Genomic DNA, 20961 nt, shown 5'->3' on the forward strand with positions numbered 1-20961 from the left:
CATAATAAATGCTTTACTCCAGTCCCAATCGGTATTAGCAGCATTCATAGGAGCCATGTATAAGGTTTTCCTACCATCACCATCAGGTGTATGCCATATCCATGAATTACTCCCTGCGCTAACAAAATCGAAGAATCTTGCACCACCATTTACATCAAGTTTAGCAGCAGGCGAAGCTGTTCCTATTCCCACATTCCCATTTTCCAGTAATTGAAAACCGACTCCTGTTGATGTCCGAAGTCTTACTCCGCCGAACCAATTAATATCCAATCCATCAGAACCTGTTACAGGATAATGACCTAAGTAAAAATTTACAGGATCTGAGTTACCATACAATTTGTTAAATGCAATATCTTGAGAAAATAATGATCCACAAATAACCAGACCAAAAATTGATAATGTTTTTTTCATAATTTCAATGTTTTTTATATGTTTTATAATTAATAAGTTTCGTTTTAATCTTCAAGGATTCGGCTCAATTGAGAAAGTTGATACTTGCGCAACACTTTAAAATTACAATTGTTGCTAACATTAGTAAGGAGAATGATATGATTTAATTTTCATCTGTTTTAATGTGTTAAAGTTGTTGCAAAAATATATTTTTTAGTTCACAATAAAAAGATTTATTTATAGATTTAATATGATCTTTTTAATCTTTTATACCAGTCCTTAACAGTTCAATTGCAAAGGTATATTCTCAAAGCGACAAAACATGTCGTATTAAAGTATATTTAATTTTTTGTTTACATCATTTCTTTGCTTGTATTATAAATAAAACCATCCCAAATTAATGGGGCAGTCTCTCTAGCTCAAAAACCAATGATAAGTAGAATTACCATTGAGCGTTTTCTGAATCCCTTTGGTAAATTCAAGGGCATTCAGATTCCTATCCAGGAAAGTATCTATATATGAAGACTTATTAGCCTGCGTGAAAAGGTTATAAACTGACCATAAATTGATATTTCCATCTTCCTGTCTACAAAAGTTCTTATCTTCGTAATAGTCCTTTGCCATTGTGTTGATATGGCTGTCATTGAAATTAAGCAGAGGAATATTCTGTTTTTCAGCTCTAGGCAAGTGTTGGTATAACCTGCTCCTACCTATAACCTGTGCAAACTGATGTTCAGAAAGATAATCGTGTGTGAGCTCTTTCATCTCCATTAAATGAAGCTTTGCATTATAATTCTGCATAACTTCCAATGTTTTGGAATACAACTCCTGAGTACCGGATACCCTCATATCTTCCTTGAATCCATCTGTTGATACACATAAATTACAGCATACCTGATTCTGAAAACCGATGAAAAATTTGAATTTTTCCAATGTCTTCTTATTATAAAGGTTCTCCTGGCTATAGCTCCTGACTCCGCCAATGCATAAGGATAATTCATTACCATTCACTATACCCGTGATACCAGGAATCTTGATAATGAATGCCATTCTTTCGTAGTAAATGTTTTTTTTGGTGGTTCAGTAAGTCTTTTACATTCAATGTATTGCGTCCGGTGTTCTGCCTTTAATCTGGTGGGATACCCTTTATTTCAGGTTCTGTAATATTCCGCATGGGAAATACCTTTTGTGCAGCATTCATCACCACATCTATGTACTCATTGTGGGCTATTGTTTTTTCGTTATCTTTGCTGAAAATCGGTATTATGCAGTCATTCTTAGATGGTAAAGCTTGACAGCTTGTGTATTGGCTTCAATAAAGGGCTTATGTTCATATTGTATCATTTCCATTGGTTTGTGCTCCTGGTGAACTTCGATTCTTTGAAAGGAATTATCAAACTCTTGACAGGCTTTATCTTGTTCTGCTTCAGTTGGAACAGCACCAGGAACAAAATAATGATGATTTGAATGATTAGCTGTATCATTGTTCATCCGGCTTTCATACAAAGAAATCTCTTTAATATCCTGTGCTGGTCTAAGTTCAAATGCTTCCTCTAATGTAGCTGGTTGTATTTTATTGATGGTGTCCATTGGTTGAAAAGTTTTGAGGATTAGATAATTTGATTAAGAATGATTTTCTGGCTTCATATTCAGGTTTCAATTCCTGCTGATATTCCGGGTACTGTTTGTAAATAGCCAAAAGCTCTGCAATAGTATTACTGGTACTGATTCTATTTAGAATACTATCTTTAGAGAAGCGCTCATTACCAGGACCAAAATAATCTGTTGAGTTCAGAGAAGTAACAGAGGATTCAGAAGAGGTTGCAAAACTTGCATTTTCTGCAATACCGGAGTTACACCAGTCTAAAATAAGTCGTCCTGTTTCAGATGTAATAATAAATTCGGGCTTATTTGCGAATAGCCCCGTTCTGTCCTTACTTGCTTTAGCTAAGTGATTTTCATTGACTGATTCAAAATTAATCGTCAATTCATATTCGAACCCTTCCCTTGTAATTTCTTTAGTTCCATGCTTCACTACCTGGGTTTTACCATTGCTTCCAACATCTAAAGAATAATCTATTTTTCTCCTGGTGGTTGTAATAATGTGACAGCTTGATTGCAGAATTTTATTGATAAAGGCTTGGTGACGTGGTGAGACTAAACTCCAATCTTGAAATCTTCCTCCCAGCTTCGGGCAAAAGCATCAAGTTTAATGAATTGTAAAAACTATTTAAGTTGACATCTATCTTTTGAATGGATATAGTAGCTCATTGTTCACAACCCAAAAATAATAAAATGTTGCAGTATTGTTGCAGTCAAAAAATAAAAAAAGACCTACATTTCTGTAAGTCTTTTTTGGCTCCTCCTGCTGGGCTCGAACCAGCGACCCTCTGATTAACAGTCAGATGCTCTAACCAACTGAGCTAAGGAGGAATGTCCTTGTTTTTAAGTGGTGCAAATATAGGACGAATATTTATACCCTGCAAATATTTTCAATGATTTTCTCGAAAAAATTATAAACCTCCGGTAAGCATTTTAAAAATATCACTTCCGAATATCAGTACCATTAATCCCAACAGGAAGATAACTCCCACCATCTGAGCATTTTCCAATATTTTTTGTGGTACAGGTTTTCCTACAATGATCTCATATAAGGTAAATAAAACGTGACCTCCGTCAAGTCCTGGAATTGGAATAAGGTTAAGGAACGCCAACCATACAGAGAACATTGCTGTAAAGCCCCAGAACGCCGACCAGTCAATGGAAACATGTCCTGCAGCATCTTTATTTACAGGCATGTTTTTTACAATAGCGATAGGTCCGCCCACTTTCTTATAACCTTTAATCTTTTTATTGAAGATTAATTTGAACTGCTTGATCTGGTAAGTTAAACTCTCAATAGTAAGTGTGAATCCCCTTTTGATTGATCCAAAGAAGTTATAGTCGTTATGAACGGAATATTTTTGAATTTCTTTAAACGCTAAAATTCCAATTGTTCCTTCTTTAGATACCGGGATTTTTAAATCTTCAACCTGATTATTTCTCAATACTTTAAAGTCTGTCACTTTTCCTGCATTAGGAACTACCAAAGGTTTTACTTCATCGTAATAATTAAGAGGTTTTCCATTTACAGAAAGTATTTTATCTCCAATTCTTAATCCTGCATCCAGAGTAGATTTTGTTACAATGGTATCTACAACAGGAGACATTCTTGGTGTTAAGAATGCTTTAGGTTCAGGATCTTGAAATGCAAAAGCCTTTCCGTCGTCATTTGTTGGGAAAGTAACCTCTTTTCCATCTCTTAAAACAGTGATCTCATCACTTAATAAAACATCAAGTGCTAATTTTTTGAAATCTTTCTGAACATTTCCGTCTACTTTTAAGATCTTATCTCCATCCTGAAAGCCCATTTTTTTTGCAGCTTCCGTATAATGAAGAGGAGTTGTGATTTTATCAGCTTCAAAGATGTTTTCTCCATTTTTTCCAACCAATGCTGAAAATATGATCCATGCAAGGAAAAAGTTGACAGTAACCCCACCAAGCATGATGATCAGTCTCTGCCAGGCCGGTTTAGCTCTGAATTCCCAGGATTCCGGATCCTTTTTTAGCTGTGCGGTATCCATGCTTTCATCTACCATTCCGGCAATTTTCACATACCCTCCGAATGGAAGCCATCCGATTCCGTATTTAGTTTGCTCAGGATGTTTTCTCCAGTCGCTGTCCGGAAGTTTTGATATATCGATAGGAACTTCTTCCTTCTTTCCGTTCACCTCTGTTACTTCAGTATCCGGCAGGTTTTTTGAGAAGAATTTATACTTCCATTGACCATTGATCTTCTTCATTGAGAAAATTGAAAAGTAAGGATCAAAAAACAGGAAGAATTTTTCGGCTCTTGTTTTAAACCATATGGCCGGTAAGAAGTGCCCAAGCTCATGAAGAACTACCAGTATAGAGATACTCAGAATGAACTGAAAGAGTTTGATTGCTATTTCCATTAATAAATTTTAGATTTTAATTTGCAAAGGTAACAATTATCAAAACTATGCCAAATAAAAAAGCCTCCCGAAACGAGAAGCTTTGTCATATTTAAAGACGATTGGTTATAAATTGAACGAAACTCCAAGACTTCCATTATTACCGACCTCTGCAAAAACGCCGATTTTTTCTGTGAAAAAGTAACGTGCTCCAATATGAGCTCCTATTCCAAAGTCTTTTCCAAGCACTCCAAGGTCAACTCCCGGGTAAATATCCCATTTGGAAGGAAGGTTCAATGCTTCCTGTAAGTGGAAATTCAGTCTTCCGAAAACAAAAACACGGTTGTCCTTATCGTTATCTTTGTAATTGTCAAAATAGCCATTGATACCGGCTCCCAATGATATCATTTTGTTAAGTCCATAATCATAGGTTCCGGTAATACCTGTTCCGTATCCCCAGGCACTTAAACCCAACTGAATTTTCTGGTCTCCTTTTCCTGTCCATGCCTGTGCATTGGCAGCCACTCCAAAAAAGAGTACCATCACCATAAAAACCAATTTCTTCATAAATTTCTAATTTTTAATGATTTTAATAAAAATTATCACCATCAAAAATGAAACCGAAAACTATTAATCTTGTAAAAACAGAAGACTTTATGAATTATTAAGAAATTCAATATTTTGATAGAAAGTTTTAAAAGAGTAACTATTCAGGGTAAAGAATAGAGGATATAACTCCTCTTTATCTGTTTGTAAATATAAAAGCTGTATTTTTATATATCGGAATTGAAAATAATTTAAAAGTAATTAAAGATGGAAGTGACAGGGCTTAATTTAGATATCATCTGGAAAGATAAAACCGGAAATTTTAAAGCAATAGAAAAAGAACTTCAAAATCAGGAAGCTGATCTCTTTCTTTTGCCCGAAATGTTTTCAACAGGTTTTTGTATGGATGCTTCTGAAGTTTCAGACAGGAATGAAGAATCTCTGGAATTTTTAAAAAAAATCTCAAAAGAAAAGAATACGGCTTTCAGTGGAAGTGCTCCGGTAGAGCAGGATGGGCACTTTTATAACAGGATGTACTTTGTACAGCCGGATGGAGAGACTGTCTTTTATAATAAAAGACATTTATTTTCCTTTTCAGGAGAAGATAAAGTGTATACTCCAGGAAAAGAGCGGGTTATTGTCAGTTGTAAAGGAGTCAGGTTTCTGCTTCAGGTATGTTATGATCTGCGTTTTCCTGTTTTTGCAAGAAACAATAACGATTATGATGCTATTTTATATGTAGCCAACTGGCCGGAAAAAAGGGTAGGAGCCTGGGAGCATCTTTTAAAAGCAAGAGCTATTGAAAACCTGTCTTTTGTTTTTGGGTTAAACAGGATAGGAACGGATGGCAATAATCTCTTTTATCAGGAAAGTTCTCATTGTTTTTTTGCCGATGGAAAAGAAATTTCCCATAAAAACGGGAATAGGGTATCTGCGGAACTGGATATGAATGAATTGGAAGATTTTAGAAAGCATTTCCAGTTTTTAAATGACCGGGATGATTTTTCCATTCAATTATAAGAAATTGCTGAGATTGAAGCTGAGTTTTTAAGCAATAAGGCCCAGCCTCAATCTCAGCCTTAGTTAAATATATTGCTGGAGAAGGGTAGTCAATGTATTGACATCATGTACCCCACTTTCTTTCCATAAAAGCTCTCCATTTTTGAAGATGGCTAATGTAGGTACACCCCGAACTCCGTACTGAGACGCAATAGCCGGATATTGATCTACATCTATTTTTATAATTCTGGCCCCTTCACCAATGTTTTCTTTTACACTGTTCAGCACCGAAGACTGTACCTTACAAGGCTGGCACCAGGTTGCGAAAAAATCAATAAGTACCGGTCTTTCGGAGTTTATAATTTCCTGAAATTTTTGTGACATAGTTTTTAGCTTATTCAAATTATTTGTTGTCAGTTTCGTTCTGGATTGCTTTTACATTTTTCCAGGATGTTCCATCGTAAGCTTCTACACCATTTTTCTTTAAAATTTCCATGGCCTGGTCTGCCTGAATTCCTTTGTTACAGAATACCACTACTTTTTTGCCTTTTAAGGCTTCAATATTATTCTGAATATCAGCCAGAGGAATATTGATGGCATTTTTAGCGGTTCCTGCAGTGTATTGTTCCGGAATCCTTACATCTACCAATGTTACGTCCGAACTGTTTACCACTTCTTTAATATTAGCCTTTGGAGCTTCTGCTATACTGGCTGTTTTGCATGAGCTTAATAGAAAAGCTGAAGCAAAAATAAGCCCCCAGAATTTAATCTTCATGAATTTATAATGTTTTGGATTGACATACAAAATCCGTTGTAGGAAATTTTTCTGTCTTTTTGATTCCGTTAAAGCCTCCTTCAATTTCTGTGAAATTTCTAATCCCGTGAGAATTAAGAATGCTGGCTGCAATCATGCTTCTGTATCCACCTGCACAGTGAAGGAAAAAATGTTTTGAATCATCAATACCGCTAGCCCACTCACTGATGCTGTCTAATGGTTTGTTATAAGCATTGTCAATATGTTCAGCCGAGTATTCACTCAGTTTTCTGACATCAATAACGGTGGCATCTTCTGTAAACTGATCAGCAAATTCAGCAGGGGTAATTCTTTTGATCTCATCTGTTTCCCTGCCTGCATTTTTCCAGGCTTCAAAACCTCCTTTTAAATAGCCTACAACATTGTCAAAACCTACTCTGCTTAATCTGGTAATCACTTCTTCTTCCATTTCTGCATCTGTTACCAATAACAGAGGATGTTTTACATCCACAATAAGAGTTCCTACCCAGGGAGCAAAATCACCTTTTATTCCAATATTGATAGCGTTTGGAATAAATCCTTTATGGAATTCTGCAGCACTTCTGGTATCTAAAATTAAAGCACCGGTTTCTTCTGCAAAAGCTTCGAAATCTTCTGCGGAAACAGGCGTTAAACCTTTGTCCATCACAACGTCCAGACTTTCATATCCGCCTTTATTCATGGCTACATTCATTCCGAAATATTTTGGAGGAGTGGTTAATCCGTCCAGAACTTCTCTGATAAAAGATTCTTTGTCAGGCTGGTTCAGTGCATAATTGGTTTTTTTCTGATTCCCCAGAATATCTACCGTTTCCTTTTGCATGTTTTTTCCACAGGCAGAGCCGGCACCGTGTGCAGGATAAACAGTGATGCTGTCATCCAGTGGCATGATTTTGTTTTGAAGGCTGTCGTATAAGATACCGGCAAGATCTTCCTGAGTAAGACTGGTTGCCTTTTGGGCAAGATCCGGTCTTCCCACATCACCTAAAAATAAGGTGTCTCCAGTGAAAATTGCAGTTTCAGTACCGTTTTCGTCAATCAAAAGATAGGTGCTGCTTTCCATGGTGTGCCCAGGGGTATGCAGTACTTTTATTTTTATTTTTCCGATTTCAAAAATTTGGTTGTCTTCCGCAATGATAGCTTTAAATTCAGGAGCGGCAGTTGGCCCATAAATGATTGGAGCGCCCGTCTTTTCACTTAAGTCTAAATGACCTGAAACAAAATCAGCGTGAAAGTGGGTTTCAAAGATATATTTTAAGGTGACATTGTCTTTTTCCAGTCGATCCAGATAAGGTTTTACCTCTCTTAGCGGATCTATAATGGCAGCTTCATTTTCTGACACAATATAATAGGCACCCTGAGCCAGACAGCCCGTATATATTTGTTCAATTTTCATTGGGTATTTTTTTAATGAGTTAAAGATACAAAGTATTAGATGAATTGTAAACGAAATGTTAAATCTGAGTCATAGTTTCTTTCAATACAACAGCTCAATAAATACGTAGATCCCTTTCTTTTCAACAAAAATAATGCCTTAGAGAATGTTAATTTTTAAATGCTGTTTTTTATCATGTTCTTGTAATGAAACTTAAGATATAAGCTGTTTTAACTTTTTGACTAAACTACAAATCGAAGATTCGGCTTAGTCAAAAACCACAAAACTTTAGTGTGTACTTTTTATACACAAAGTATATAACTTAAATAGCTTAGGTGTTTAAAAATCTTTTATGGTTAAGTTTAAACGGACTTGTTATCTATTCCAGCTTATAATATATCTTGTATACAATTTCATTGGTGCTTTCTGAAATGTTTTATCTATTTTGAGTTGAATATATTCCTCTTTTTTAGCCGCCCCTTCTTCATAATTGATCAATCTGGATCGTGTTTACATACATCTGGTGTTCTTTTAAAAGAATAAGATAGGTATTAATTTGTAGAAAGTAAAAACAAAAATTAATGGTATAATATTTTCTTAATGATTAAATATTTTATAAAAACTTTTATATTTATAAGTTTAAAAAAAGATCAGATGGCAGACAAAACACAATTTATAGAAGAATTAAATGCTAGATATACTCCAAAAGGGGATCATATTATATTGGGAAAGGGAATGTTGGATGGAGAAGTTGTTCCCGAAGTTAATGTAACAATTCCCTTAAAAACGATCAACCGTCATGGTCTTATTGCCGGAGCTACAGGAACCGGTAAAACAAAAACACTGCAGGTTTTTGCAGAACAGCTTTCTCATGCAGGAATACCCTCGCTGGTTTTAGATATTAAAGGAGACTTTTCAGGGATAGCTGAAGCAGGCCAGATGAATGCTATTATTGAAGAGAGATACGCTAAAACGCAACTGCCTTATACTCCACAAGCATTTCCGGTAGAACTCATGAGTATTTCCGGAGGCAAAGGAGTAAAGCTAAGAGCCACCGTTACAGAATTCGGGCCGGTTCTTTTAAGTAAAATACTGCAATTGAATGATACTCAGCAGAGCATCATGTCTATTGTTTTTAAATATTGTGATGATAAAGGTCTTCCATTAATTGACCTGAATGATTTAAAGAAAGTACTGCAATATGTGACGGATAATGCTCAGGGAAAAGCAGAGCTTGCAGCCAATTACGGATCAATAGCATCGGCGTCTTTAGGTACTATTCTCAGATCTATTGTGGCTTTGGAACAACAGGGAGCTTCCGGTTTTTTTGGTGAATTAAGCTTTGATGTTCAGGATCTACTGGCAACAAGAGACGGAAAAGGAGTGGTAAACATTTTAAGAGTAGCTGAGATTCAGAGTAAGCCGCAATTGTTTTCCACATTTATGCTTTCTCTTTTTGCAGAAATATATATGACATTTCCTGAAGAAGGGGACAGTGGAAAACCAAAATTAGTGCTGTTTATTGATGAAGCCCACCTTATATTTGATGAAGCATCAAAAGCTCTTTTATCACAGATTGAAACAATGGTGAAGCTGATCCGTTCAAAAGGGGTTGGTATTTATTTTATTACGCAGATTCCAGGAGATGTCCCTGAAAATATATTGTCACAGCTGGGGCTGAAAATACAGCATGCACTTAGAGGCTTTACTGCAAAAGATAAAAAAGAAATTACTAAGGCTGTTGAAAATTATCCCACTACGGAGTTTTATAATGCTTCAAACCTGATTCAGAATTTAGGAATTGGGGAAGCATTTGTAACAGCTTTGGACGAAAAAGGGATTCCTACTCCATTAGTGCATACCTACCTTATTTCCCCGGAATCAAGGATGGACGTTCTGAGCGATGCTGAAATTTCTGAACTCACCGCGAAATCTGCTTTAGTAGCTAAGTATGAAGAGGCTGTAGATAGAGAATCAGCCTACGAAATGCTGACAAACAGAATGGAACAGGCTGCCCAGAATCCTACACCTAATCAAAGAACAAGACCTGTAAAAGAAGAGCCTGGTATGTTTGAGCAGGTATTACAGAGTAAAGCGGGAAGAACTTTTACCTCTACCTTAATGAGAGAAGGGGCAAAAGCTATTCTGGGAATGTTTGGCCTCGGTGGCAGAAGAAGATAGGTGAAAAGAAAGAGGACCTGTTATGTTTTTGATATATTTTTCGTTACTTTAGCAGGTTATCTTGATGGGTGAAGAAAATATCAGGACCACGGGATTATTAATTTAAATTAAAAATATCAGTTAACGGGAAATTAAATGTATTCGATTATAGATATAGAAAGTAATGGTGCAGGTTATAGAAATGAATGCATTATAGATATTGCCATCTACAGGTATGATGGTCAGAAAATTACGGACCAGTTTATATCTCTTGTAAACCCCGAAAGTGATATTACTCCTTTTGTGCAGAAGCTGACCAGCATTACCCCAAAGATGGTTAAAACGGCACCGAAATTTCATGAAATAGCCAAAAGAGTTATCGAGATAACCCAAAATACCACCTTGGTAGGTCACAATATCGATTTCGATTACCGGATGCTGCGCCAATCTTTCAAAAGACTCGGGTACGATTTTAAAACCAATACATTAGATACTATACCGCTCGCCAAAAAACTCATTCCGGATGAGGTAAGTTACTCGTTAGGGAAACTGGTGAAATCATTAGGAATTCCTTTGACGAATCATCACAGAGCTGAAGGCGATGCCAGAGCAACGCTGGAATTGTTCAAGCTTTTGGTGTCAAAAGATATTGAAAATGAAATTATTCAGAAGCAGCATGAGGAATCTAATGCGCAAACATATATCAATAAGATCAAAGAGCTGACCCAGGATCTGCCAAATGAAAAAGGATTTGTTTATTTTCAGAATGAAGCCGGAAAGATTATTTTCTCGGACTATGTTCAGGATATCAATAAATTTTCAAAAAAAGTTTTCAATTCAAAATCAAAAAAATGGGAAGAGGTTCAAAAAAATGTCACCCAGATTAATTTTGAGCTTACCGGCACAGATATTATTGCAAAGCTCATTCTCAATTCTAAAAATGTTAAGAAGAAGGAGGTCCTGCCTTTCGGACTTTATTTTAGAAATAATAAATATGTTGTTGAAAAAAACAACCTCAATAAAACAGAAAAGCCAATTTTGAAATTCAGGTCTTTCACCCAGGGAACAAAAGCGGTACAGTTTCTCGGAGCATTACCGGAATATAAAGAAGCTGCTGTACTGAAACAAAAAATAGACTTCCGAAAAAGGAATGAGCTCTGGCTTGGATCAGGAAGGAAACTAGGGGAAAAGTTATTTTTAATTATTGAAAACGGAAAGGTGATATCATACGGTTTTTATGAACTGTTTACGCAGATACAAACCCTGAGTAAGCTTGCTAAATTGAAAATTGATCTTCCTTTACCTGCGGGTGATTTGAATAACGAATTACAGCTGGCACTGCTTCGTGGTGATTTTGAAACATTGCCGTTACCGAAATAATAGAAAAATTTGCACCTTACAGGTTTTATCAAGAAAAAGAGCTTTTCAAATCAATTTTCATAAAATAAAAAATAAATAGTATTTTTGCAAAAAATAAAAATAAGCAATGCAAAATTTTAAACAAATAAAAACTGGAAAAAAGGGAGCTGTAAAGTTCTCTAAGGTTTGGAATATTTAAAAGACTTGTCTTGCATAAAAATAAGTAATGTGGCAGGCTCTTTTTCGAAGAATCTGCCTTTTTTTATGTTAAAAATGAAATTATGAATTCAAAAGAATTATTAAAGATTGCCAATGAGTTTGGCACACCCGTGTATGTTTACGATGCTGAATCCATCAAAGTTCAATACGAAAAACTTACATCTTCTTTTTTAAAACACACTAAGTTCTTCTATGCAGCGAAGGCGTTGACAAACATCAATATCCTTAAGTATGTCAAGAAGCTGGGTGCTTCTTTGGATTGTGTATCTATTAATGAAGTTAAACTTGGACTAAAGGCAGGATTTACGAAAGATAAAATACTGTTTACTCCAAATTGTGTTGACTTAGCTGAAATAGAGGAAGCAATGACTTTTGGAGTTCATATTAACATTGATAACATCTCTATTCTAGAGCAGTTTGGTAATAAATATGGAAATTCTTACCCTATTTTTGTGAGAATTAATCCACATATTTTTGCCGGCGGAAACTATAAAATTTCTACAGGACATATCGACAGTAAGTTCGGAATCTCAATTCACCAGCTTCGTCACATCGAAAGAGTAATGAAGAGTACAAACGTTAATGTGGAAGGGCTTCACATGCATACCGGAAGTGAAATTAAAGATCCCGAAGTTTTCCTTCAGGCTTTAGATATTATGCTTGAGCTTTCTGAGCATTTCCCTAACCTGAAATATCTTGATATGGGAAGTGGCTTCAAAATTCCTTACCAGGATAGCGAAGAAGAAACGGACGTTAAAACATTAGGTAAAAAAGTAGAAAGAGTTTTAGCTGAATTTGCTAAAACATCAGGAAGAAAGTTTGAACTTTGGTTCGAACCAGGGAAATTTTTAGTAGGAAAAAGTGGCTATCTTTTAGTGAAAGCCAATGTAATCAAACAGACAACAGCTACTGTTTTTGTGGGGGTGAACTCTGGGTTTAACCATTTGATCCGCCCGATGTTCTACGACTCTTACCACTTCATTGAAAACCTGTCTAATCCAAAAGGAGCAGAAAGAATTTATACTGTAGTAGGAAATATCTGCGAAACGGATACATTCGCATGGGACAGAAAACTGAATGAGGTGAGAGAAGGCGATATCCTTGCTTTCCATAATGCCGGAGCTTACGGTTTTGAAATGAGTTCTAACTTCAATTCAAGATTAAAACCTGCTGAGGTTTTATTTCTTGATGGAAAAGCGCATTTGATTCGTAAAAGAGATGAATTCGAAGATTTATTGAGAAATCAGATTGAAGTAGTTATTTAAATCAAAAATATAATGTATAAACGGCTGTCCTTTGGATGGCCGTTTTTTATTTTCAATACTGTAGTCATTCAGGTTTAAAAATCTTTTGTTAATCGCAAAGTTGCATTTTGTAGGGACGGGTTTATTATTAAATTACCATTTTTTAACATTGAAACCACGGGAAGGTTTCATTTTAATTAGTTAAATTTGATAGGGATACAGATTTTTCAAGGCTGTATTTTATCTTAAAATAACACCAAACCTATTAATTATGGCTAAAAATATAGCAGAGCAGATTGTTGAAATGCTCGAAAATGCCAATGTGAAAAGAATTTATGCAGTAACCGGAGATAGTCTCAATCATCTGAATGTGGCCGTAAAAAAAAGCAGTATTCAATGGATTCATGTGAGACATGAAGAAGTGGGAGCCTATGCCGCCGCCGCTGAGGCTGAGCTGGATGGCCTTGCTGTATGTGCAGGAAGTTGCGGTCCGGGACATGTTCACCTGATCAATGGGGTGTATGAGGCACATCGTTCCCATGTTCCCATGTTGGTTATTGCTTCCACGATTCCCAGTGAGGAAATGGGGATGGATTATTTCCAGGAAACGAATACAATAAAGCTGTTTGATGACTGCAGCTACTACAATCAGATGATTACAAGACCCGAACAGGTGCAAAGAACACTGCAGACTGCTATTCAACATGCCATCTCTAAAAAAGGAGTAGCAGTGATCGGTCTTCCTGGAGATGTTTCTGAGCTGGATGCAGAGGAAGCAGCTACTTCCGCCCAGATATTTAAAACGAATCCTGTTATCAGACCGTCGGATGACGAGCTGAAACACCTGGCGGAACTTGTGAATGATAATAAAAAAGTTGTTCTCTACTGCGGAATAGGAGCTGGTGTAGCCAATGCTGAAGTGGTGGAATTGTCAAAATTGTTAAAAGCTCCGGTGGGATATTCATTCCGGGGAAAAATGGCTATTCAGCCCAATAATCCTAATGAAGTGGGCCTTACAGGACTATTAGGATATCCGTCAGCTTACCATGCAATGCATGAAGCAGATCTCGTTATCCTTCTGGGAACAGATTTTCCTTACCAAAAGTTTATGCCAGTCAAAAATAAAATCATACAGATTGATGAAAGCCCGGAAAGGCTTGGAAGGAGAGCTAAGCTGGAACTTGGACTGACAGGAGATGTGAAAGAAACAATTAAAGCATTACTTCCAATGTTGAAAGAAAAAACAGATGATCATTTTCTCAATGAACAGCTGGCATTCTACGAAAAAGTAAAAGAAAACCAGCTCACGTATGTCAAAGATTTTGGAAAAAAAGATGCTATTCAGCCGGAGTATGTGGCATATACCCTGGACCAGCTTGCCAAAAAGGATGCTATTTTTACGGTAGATACAGGAATGTGCTGCGTCTGGGGAGCAAGATTCATTACCGGAACGGGAGAGCGGAAGATGCTCGGTTCTTTTAACCATGGATCAATGGCCAATGCGATGCCAATGGCTATTGGAGCTTCTTTAGCTCATCCTGAAAAACAGGTGATTGCGATGTGTGGAGATGGAGGATTGTCGATGCTCTTAGGAGATATGGCAACCATTTTTCAGTATAAACTTCCCATAAAGCTGATTGTTTTTAATAACAGAACATTAGGAATGGTGAAGCTGGAAATGGAAGTGGGAGGCATGCCGGATAATGAAACCGATATGATCAATCCTGATTTTGCTATGGTAGCTCAGGCAATGGGATATCCGGGGAAGAATGTTCATGATCCTGAAGAGGTGGAAAATGCGATTAAGGAGTGTTTAAACTATAACGGACCTTACCTTCTCAATATATTCACTAATCCTAATGCTCTGGCCCTTCCCCCAAAAATTGAATTTGATCAGGTTATAGGCATGACAAAATCAATGGCCCAGCTGATGCTGGGTGGTAAAATGGAGGAAGCTTTTGAAACGGTAAAGTCCAATTATAAGCATATTAAAGGATTGCTGTAAACTGAAATTGCATGGTGATTCCCTAAACTCAACTTAAAACTTCATACTGATTGTGTGAAGTTTTTCTTTTTTATAAGGAGGGTAAATATTTACCTTTGCTTATTTATACATATAAACTATGAAAACGATATTTTTACTTCTGGCTCTTTGTGCTGCAAATTTTTCATTTGCCCAGGACCTTGAAGACAGAGACGATTCTTTTATCACGGAGAACAATAAAAATATTTTAAAAATAGATATTAAAGAACCTTTTATGCAGGTTGCTGTTAAGTGCAATGATTTTAAACCTGCTGCTTATGAAGGAGGAGCAGCTGCATACAAAGAGATACTGAGAAAATATATGTATACCTATCTGAATTCGGATTTCTATACCCTGACAGGAGACTTTACATTTACATTAACGATTGATGAAAAAGGAAAAGTGACTGACATTGTGGGTTCTCCTAAAGTACTTCATAGCGAAGTTTTCTTTGATGATATGCAGTATGTGGTGAGAAGGATAAAGAAAAACTGGGTACCTGCCACCTGTAATGGCCAGCCTGTAAAATCTGAAATGAAACTGAGAATGAGCTTGACTTCTTTATCTGTAGACCTATAAATATGAAAAAATATATTGTAATCCTGTTCCTTCTTTTTAGCTTTTTGGGGTATTCTCAAGAATCAAAGCCACAGAATGAAAGTGTAACCAGTTTGCAGAATGCTGAATTTCCCGGCGGAGATGCTGCTTTTACTCAGGAGTTTTTAAAAATGATTCATGCTTATATTGATTTAAAGAAGTATGCCGTAAACGGACAATTCGTTTTTGTTTTTGATGTGAATACGAATGGGAAGGTTGAAAATCTTGATGTTTTGCCCAAAGTAAAAAATAGCGAAATGTTTATTGACGATATGCAGTTTGCCATCAAAAGAGTAAAAAAGAAATGGAAGCCGGCCATTAAAGATGGAATACCGGTGATTTCTAAAAAAATAATTAAAATCAACTTTACATCAGATCATTTTGACCATGGAGATTAGAAAATAAGTTCTTGATAGATTTTTAAAAAGGATTAGCATAAATGCTTACAATTTAATGATTTGATGGTGATCTTATTTCTTAAATCCAAGTTTTAAAAATAGGATAATACTTCAGTAGAATCTCCTGACATTCTGTCACAATATTTTGTATCTTTGCAAACTTATCTGTTTGTGATTTAAGTTTTCAGGACGTGTGCCCTGAAATTTAAATTCCGAACCTTAAACTGATTATTGTGCAAGAAAAATATATAGACGAAACAAAGCAAGGGGAAGCTTTTGCAGTGGCTGAAAAACCTGAAAATTCTAAAAAATTATTTTTAGAAAGCTACGGGTGTCAGATGAATTTTTCTGATTCTGAGATTGTTGCTTCTATTCTTAATGAGCAGGGATACAATACAACAATGAAGGTGGAAGAAGCGGATCTTATTCTTCTGAATACATGTTCTATCCGTGAAAAAGCAGAACAGACTGTAAGAATGCGTCTCTCTCAGTTCAAAAATCTTAAGAAGGAAAAACCCAATATGACGGTAGGAGTTCTCGGATGTATGGCTGAAAGGTTAAAAACCAAATTTTTGGAAGAAGAACAACTGGTTGATCTTGTTGTGGGACCTGATGCTTACAGAGATCTTCCCAATCTTTTGAAAGAAACAGATGATGGAAGAGATGCCATCAATGTTATACTTTCCAAGGAAGAAACCTATGCTGATATTAATCCTGTCCGTTTGGGTGGTAATGGTGTAACCGCTTATGTAACAATTACCAGAGGTTGTGATAATATGTGTACATTCTGTGTAGTTCCGTTTACAAGAGGACGGGAAAGAAGCCGTGATCCACACTCTATTATCGAAGAATGTAAAGAACTTAGCAATAGTGGTTATAAAGAAATTACCCTTCTGGGTCAAAATGTAGACTCCTATCTATGGTATGGAGGAGGTCCTAAAAAAGATTTTGCTAAAGCTTCTGAGATGCAGAAAGCAACAGCTATTAATTTTGGACAGTTACTTGATTTGGTGGCGAAAGCGGTGCCTGAAATGAGAATCAGATTCTCTACTTCAAATCCTCAGGATATGAGTTTGGATGTATTCCACATGATGGCTAAGCATGATAATATCTGTAGATATGTACACCTTCCGGTACAGAGCGGAAGTAATAATATGCTTAAGGCCATGAACAGACAGCATACCCGTGAGGAGTATTTGGAGCTGATCAGAAAGGCTAAAGAAATTGTTCCTGATGTTTCATTTTCACAGGATATGATCGTTGGATTTTGTGATGAGACTGAAGAAGATCATCAGGATACTTTAAGCCTGATGAAAGAAGTAGAGTATGACTACGGCTATATGTTTGCGTATTCAGAAAGACCGGGAACCCCTGCTCACAAGAAGATGGAAGACAATATTCCGGCTGATGTGAAACAAAGACGTTTGGCTGAGGTTATTGCACTTCAGGGAGAGCTTTCCAGAAAAAGAATGATCTCTTATGTTGGAAAAGTACATCAGATTTTAATTGAAGGAATTTCCAGGAAAAACAAAAACCAATGGAAGGGCAGAAACTCTCAGAATGCCGTTTGTGTCTTCGATAAGCTTGAAGGACAGAAAATAGGAGACATTGTGGACGTTTTTGTGTATGATAATACGCAAGGCACACTTTTAGGGAGAATTGCTGAATAATTTGAAGTTTTGGTAAAAGCAATCTGTTTTCTAGCCTTGTTTTCCTGTATTCTGATATCGTGTCAGGCAGAGAAAAAGGTGAGTAAATACCCCAATACGGTTGGAGATATTGAATATGACAGGAAATTAGATGCCGCAGATCTTAAGAAATGCGGAACAGGAAAAGATAAACCTTTCAGTTTTCAGTATTACCACGGCGCAAAAGGCTTTGATTACAAAGGAGAAAAGATGGCCATTGTAGAAAAACTGAAAAAAGAAAATATTTATTCTGAAAATAAGAGTAACGGTTTTATTACCGTCAGATTTTTAGTAAATTGTGAAGGAAAGACAGGACTGTTCAGGCTGCAGCATATGAGCCCGGATCTGAAAGATACAGTTCTGGATGTAGAATTGGAAAATAAGCTGTTACAGTTTACCCAATCATTAGATGGATGGATTCCAAAGGAAATCAATGGTTCTAAAGTAGACTATTATCAGTATTTAACCTATAAAATTGAAAATGGAAAAGTTTCAGAGGTATTACCTTAGCTTTTTATTACTTATAGTGTATACCAATACTATTGCACAGGTTAACTGTAATGCAATAGAGGGAGAGGACTGTAAAAAAGCTTGTGAGTTATACAACCTGGCTTCCGATTTTCAGGGGTACAGGGCATCTCAGGAAGGCTTTGATAAGGCTATTGAGTTGTGTCCGGATTTTGCCAATGCCTATATGGAGAAGGCCGTTCCCTATCTAAAAAATGGAGATTTTGTAACGTGGAAGGTATTAATTGATAAGGCGGTTGCTTTAGATCCTAAAATGCATTTAGGATACAGAGGCTGGTGCAAATTTCAGTTTTTAAGAGACTATAGTGGTGCTATTCTGGATTTAGATGCACTAAAAAATTATTATCCTGAAGATTTGGGAAGATCTCTAAACGGAGATTATAACCTGAGCATAGTAAAAGCTATGTCTTACAGTGCTTTAGGACAGAAAGAGAAGGCTGCCGGAATTATTGAAAGACAGCTGGCCACCAGAGGGTATGTAAAGGGAATGTTTGACCATTACCAGCTGGGTGTAACCTATTTTGAACTGGGGAGATATGATAAAGCCCTGGAAAATTTTGAAAAACAAAGCAAAGAATACGACTTTGCAGAGAATATATACTTTAAAAGTAAAGTTTCGAAAATAAGAAACAAAGATTATTTGGATTTAAAAACGTTGGCATTGCAAACGTATGATGAAGGAAAGACCATGAAAGATGTCTATACCCATCATTTTAACAAAGTCTACAGAAAGCAGATTGAAGAGCTGTAGATAACATTAAATCAATAATCAAACATTTACTTATGAGCAACGAGTTACAAAACATAAAAAACCGCTTTGGAATTATCGGAAATTTTCCGGCACTTAACCGGGCTTTAGAAAAGTCTATCCAGGTAGCACCTACGGATATTTCCGTTTTGGTGATTGGAGAAAGTGGGGTAGGAAAAGAATTTATTCCAAAAATCATCCATTCAGAATCCAGGCGAAAACATCAGCCTTATATTGTAGTTAACTGTGGAGCTATTCCTGAAGGAACTATAGACTCTGAATTATTTGGACACGAAAAAGGAGCTTTTACAGGGGCTACAGCCACCAGAAAAGGATATTTTGAAGTAGCCGACGGCGGTACTATATTTTTGGATGAGGTGGGAGAGCTTCCGCTGCAAACACAGGTTCGCCTTTTAAGGGTACTGGAAAGCGGTGAATTTATGAAAGTAGGTTCTTCACAGGTTCAGAAGACCAACGTAAGGATTGTAGCGGCTACTAACGTTAATATGATGAAGGCTATTCATGACGGAAGATTTCGTGAGGATTTATATTACCGTCTGAATACCGTTCAGATAGATATGCCTCCTTTAAGAGAACGAAAAGGAGATATTCATTTGTTATTCAGAAAGTTTGCAATAGATTTTGCAGAGAAGTATAGAATGCCTGAACTTGAATTGGAACCCAGTGCCGTTCATTATATTGAAAACTATGCTTTCCCGGGAAATATCCGCCAGTTAAGAAATCTGGTTGAGCAGATGACTGTGGTGGAAAGAAATAGAAGTATCACAGCAGAGAAGCTTGCAGAATATATCCCAATGGAAACCCATCTTCCAATGGTGGTCAATAATCAAAATACGCCCAAGCAAAATGACTTTGGAAGTGAGAGGGAGATTATGTACAAAATTCTCTTTGATATGCGAAATGATATCAATGATTTAAAATCCCTAACTTCGGAATTGATAAAGAACAGAGGGACAGCTGACTTGAGTAATCAGGAGAAAAATCTGATCAACAGGATTTATACTCCGGAAAGCCAGCCACAGGTAACTCAGGGATCTTTATTGTATTTTGAAAATAATAACGATACTCAGGCTGTTCAGAACCCAACGATTATCTCATCGCAGGATGACAGCTATGAAGATATTGAAGACATTGAAGTGGAGGAAAATAAACCGGAATCCCTTTCTCTTCAAAATAATGAAAAAGATTTGATTGTCAAGGCTTTGGAGAAGCATAAGGGACGCAGAAACAGAGCGGCAGATGAATTGGGAATTTCACAGAGAACCTTATATAGAAAAATAAAACAGTATAATCTGGAAGACTAATCCTGCATACAGGAATTGGATTCTATGAAATAAAATAAAAAATGAATATTAAGATTAAAAATATTAGTCTGAAGAGACCAATATTAGTTGGGGTACTTTTCGTTTTGCTGGGAGTTCTAAACTCATGTTACAGCTTCACAGGGTCATCCCTGACAGATGAAAAGACAGTTCAGATCAATGAGTTTCCTAATAATGCGGCGCTTGTAAATCCTACATTATCCCAACAGTTTTCTACTGATATTCAAAACAGATTTCTGCAGAGAACAACATTGAAAGGGACTAAAGAAAATCCTGATATTCTGATAGAAGGAGAAATTTCAGATTACAGCATTTCTCCTACTACCATCAGTTCCAATACCCAGACAAATCCTTCTGGTGGAGTGATACAACAGGCTCAAAACAGACTTGTAATAACAGTGAAAGTACATTATGAAAATAAAGTACACCCTGATTCCAGTTTTGACAGAACCTACACGGATGAAGCTGCTTTTAATAGCAATTTATCACAGAGTGAGATCGAAGCTTCTCAGGTGAAAATTGTTACAGAAAGAATAATTAATAAGATATTTAACGACATTGTAGCGAATTGGTAAG

18 protein-coding genes, 1 tRNA gene and 2 pseudogenes are annotated in these 20961 nt (G+C 36.5%); 12 read left to right on the forward strand and 9 right to left on the reverse strand.

Features of this window, described 5'->3' with window-relative positions:
* The 6 genes and pseudogenes from MP478_RS14030 to MP478_RS14065 all read right to left on the reverse strand — a co-directional run.
* Positions 1-411: pseudogene (locus tag MP478_RS14030) on the reverse strand (hypothetical protein); the annotation flags it as partial.
* 393 nt (positions 412-804) lie between these two features.
* Positions 805-1740: pseudogene (locus tag MP478_RS14035) on the reverse strand (DUF3871 family protein).
* A gap of 223 nt (positions 1741-1963) precedes the next feature.
* On the reverse strand, positions 1964-2425 hold the full coding sequence (locus tag MP478_RS14050; protein WP_257200788.1) for a hypothetical protein: 462 nt from the start codon (positions 2423-2425) through the stop codon (positions 1964-1966).
* Between the two features lie 321 nt (positions 2426-2746).
* Positions 2747-2823, reverse strand: a tRNA-Asn gene (locus MP478_RS14055).
* An 80-nt stretch (positions 2824-2903) separates the two neighbouring features.
* On the reverse strand, positions 2904-4385 hold the full coding sequence (gene rseP, locus MP478_RS14060) for an RIP metalloprotease RseP (RefSeq protein ID WP_257189604.1): 1482 nt from the start codon (positions 4383-4385) through the stop codon (positions 2904-2906).
* A 105-nt stretch (positions 4386-4490) separates the two neighbouring features.
* On the reverse strand, positions 4491-4931 hold the full coding sequence (locus MP478_RS14065; protein ID WP_230032796.1) for a DUF6646 family protein: 441 nt from the start codon (positions 4929-4931) through the stop codon (positions 4491-4493).
* Between the two features lie 246 nt (positions 4932-5177).
* On the opposite strand from MP478_RS14065, the gene MP478_RS14070 reads away from it, so the two are divergent.
* On the forward strand, positions 5178-5930 hold the full coding sequence (locus MP478_RS14070; RefSeq protein ID WP_257200789.1) for a nitrilase-related carbon-nitrogen hydrolase: 753 nt from the start codon (positions 5178-5180) through the stop codon (positions 5928-5930).
* Positions 5931-5993: 63 nt separating this feature from the next.
* Here MP478_RS14070 and MP478_RS14075 read toward each other — a convergent pair whose 3' ends face one another.
* From MP478_RS14075 to MP478_RS14085, 3 genes are read right to left on the reverse strand one after another with little or no spacing between them, the layout of a single operon-like run.
* Entirely contained in the window at positions 5994-6293 is a 300-nt protein-coding gene (locus tag MP478_RS14075) for a co-chaperone YbbN (RefSeq protein WP_230032793.1), read from the reverse strand.
* 19 nt (positions 6294-6312) lie between these two features.
* Positions 6313-6684, reverse strand: coding sequence for a rhodanese-like domain-containing protein (locus MP478_RS14080; protein WP_230032792.1), 372 nt, complete (start codon positions 6682-6684; stop codon positions 6313-6315).
* Between the two features lie 4 nt (positions 6685-6688).
* The gene (locus MP478_RS14085) at positions 6689-8098 is read right to left on the reverse strand and encodes a rhodanese-like domain-containing protein (protein WP_257200790.1); all 1410 of its coding nucleotides are present in this window, start codon (positions 8096-8098) and stop codon (positions 6689-6691) included.
* 633 nt (positions 8099-8731) lie between these two features.
* On the opposite strand from MP478_RS14085, the gene MP478_RS14090 reads away from it, so the two are divergent.
* From MP478_RS14090 to MP478_RS14140, 11 genes are all read left to right on the forward strand, one after another.
* Entirely contained in the window at positions 8732-10258 is a 1527-nt protein-coding gene (locus MP478_RS14090; protein ID WP_257189608.1) for a DUF853 domain-containing protein, read from the forward strand.
* A 135-nt stretch (positions 10259-10393) separates the two neighbouring features.
* Positions 10394-11617 (forward strand): PolC-type DNA polymerase III, encoded by a 1224-nt coding sequence (locus tag MP478_RS14095; protein WP_257200791.1) that lies wholly within the window; start codon positions 10394-10396, stop codon positions 11615-11617.
* Between the two features lie 260 nt (positions 11618-11877).
* Positions 11878-13080, forward strand: coding sequence for a diaminopimelate decarboxylase (gene lysA / locus MP478_RS14100; protein WP_257189610.1), 1203 nt, complete (start codon positions 11878-11880; stop codon positions 13078-13080).
* A gap of 250 nt (positions 13081-13330) precedes the next feature.
* The gene (locus tag MP478_RS14105) at positions 13331-15064 is read left to right on the forward strand and encodes a thiamine pyrophosphate-dependent enzyme (RefSeq protein WP_257200792.1); all 1734 of its coding nucleotides are present in this window, start codon (positions 13331-13333) and stop codon (positions 15062-15064) included.
* A 118-nt stretch (positions 15065-15182) separates the two neighbouring features.
* Positions 15183-15662, forward strand: a complete 480-nt coding sequence (locus MP478_RS14110) for an energy transducer TonB (protein WP_257200793.1) — start codon at positions 15183-15185, stop codon at positions 15660-15662.
* Positions 15663-15664: 2 nt separating this feature from the next.
* On the forward strand, positions 15665-16078 hold the full coding sequence (locus MP478_RS14115) for an energy transducer TonB (RefSeq protein ID WP_257200794.1): 414 nt from the start codon (positions 15665-15667) through the stop codon (positions 16076-16078).
* A gap of 233 nt (positions 16079-16311) precedes the next feature.
* Positions 16312-17748, forward strand: coding sequence for a tRNA (N6-isopentenyl adenosine(37)-C2)-methylthiotransferase MiaB (miaB, locus tag MP478_RS14120; RefSeq protein ID WP_230032773.1), 1437 nt, complete (start codon positions 16312-16314; stop codon positions 17746-17748).
* A gap of 78 nt (positions 17749-17826) precedes the next feature.
* Positions 17827-18276 (forward strand): hypothetical protein, encoded by a 450-nt coding sequence (locus MP478_RS14125; RefSeq protein WP_257200795.1) that lies wholly within the window; start codon positions 17827-17829, stop codon positions 18274-18276.
* Entirely contained in the window at positions 18248-19045 is a 798-nt protein-coding gene (locus tag MP478_RS14130) for a tetratricopeptide repeat protein (RefSeq protein WP_257200796.1), read from the forward strand. Before MP478_RS14125 ends, MP478_RS14130 begins: the two co-directional genes overlap by 29 nt.
* 32 nt (positions 19046-19077) lie before the next feature.
* Complete coding sequence (locus MP478_RS14135; protein WP_257200797.1) at positions 19078-20367, forward strand: sigma-54-dependent Fis family transcriptional regulator; 1290 nt, start codon at positions 19078-19080, stop codon at positions 20365-20367.
* Positions 20368-20408: 41 nt separating this feature from the next.
* Positions 20409-20960 (forward strand): LptE family protein, encoded by a 552-nt coding sequence (locus tag MP478_RS14140; RefSeq protein ID WP_047491908.1) that lies wholly within the window; start codon positions 20409-20411, stop codon positions 20958-20960.
* Position 20961: the final 1 nt, after the last annotated feature.

Origin of the sequence: Chryseobacterium sp. WG14 (genome assembly GCF_024586945.1) — a bacterium.
Lineage (GTDB): Bacteria > Bacteroidota > Bacteroidia > Flavobacteriales > Weeksellaceae > Chryseobacterium.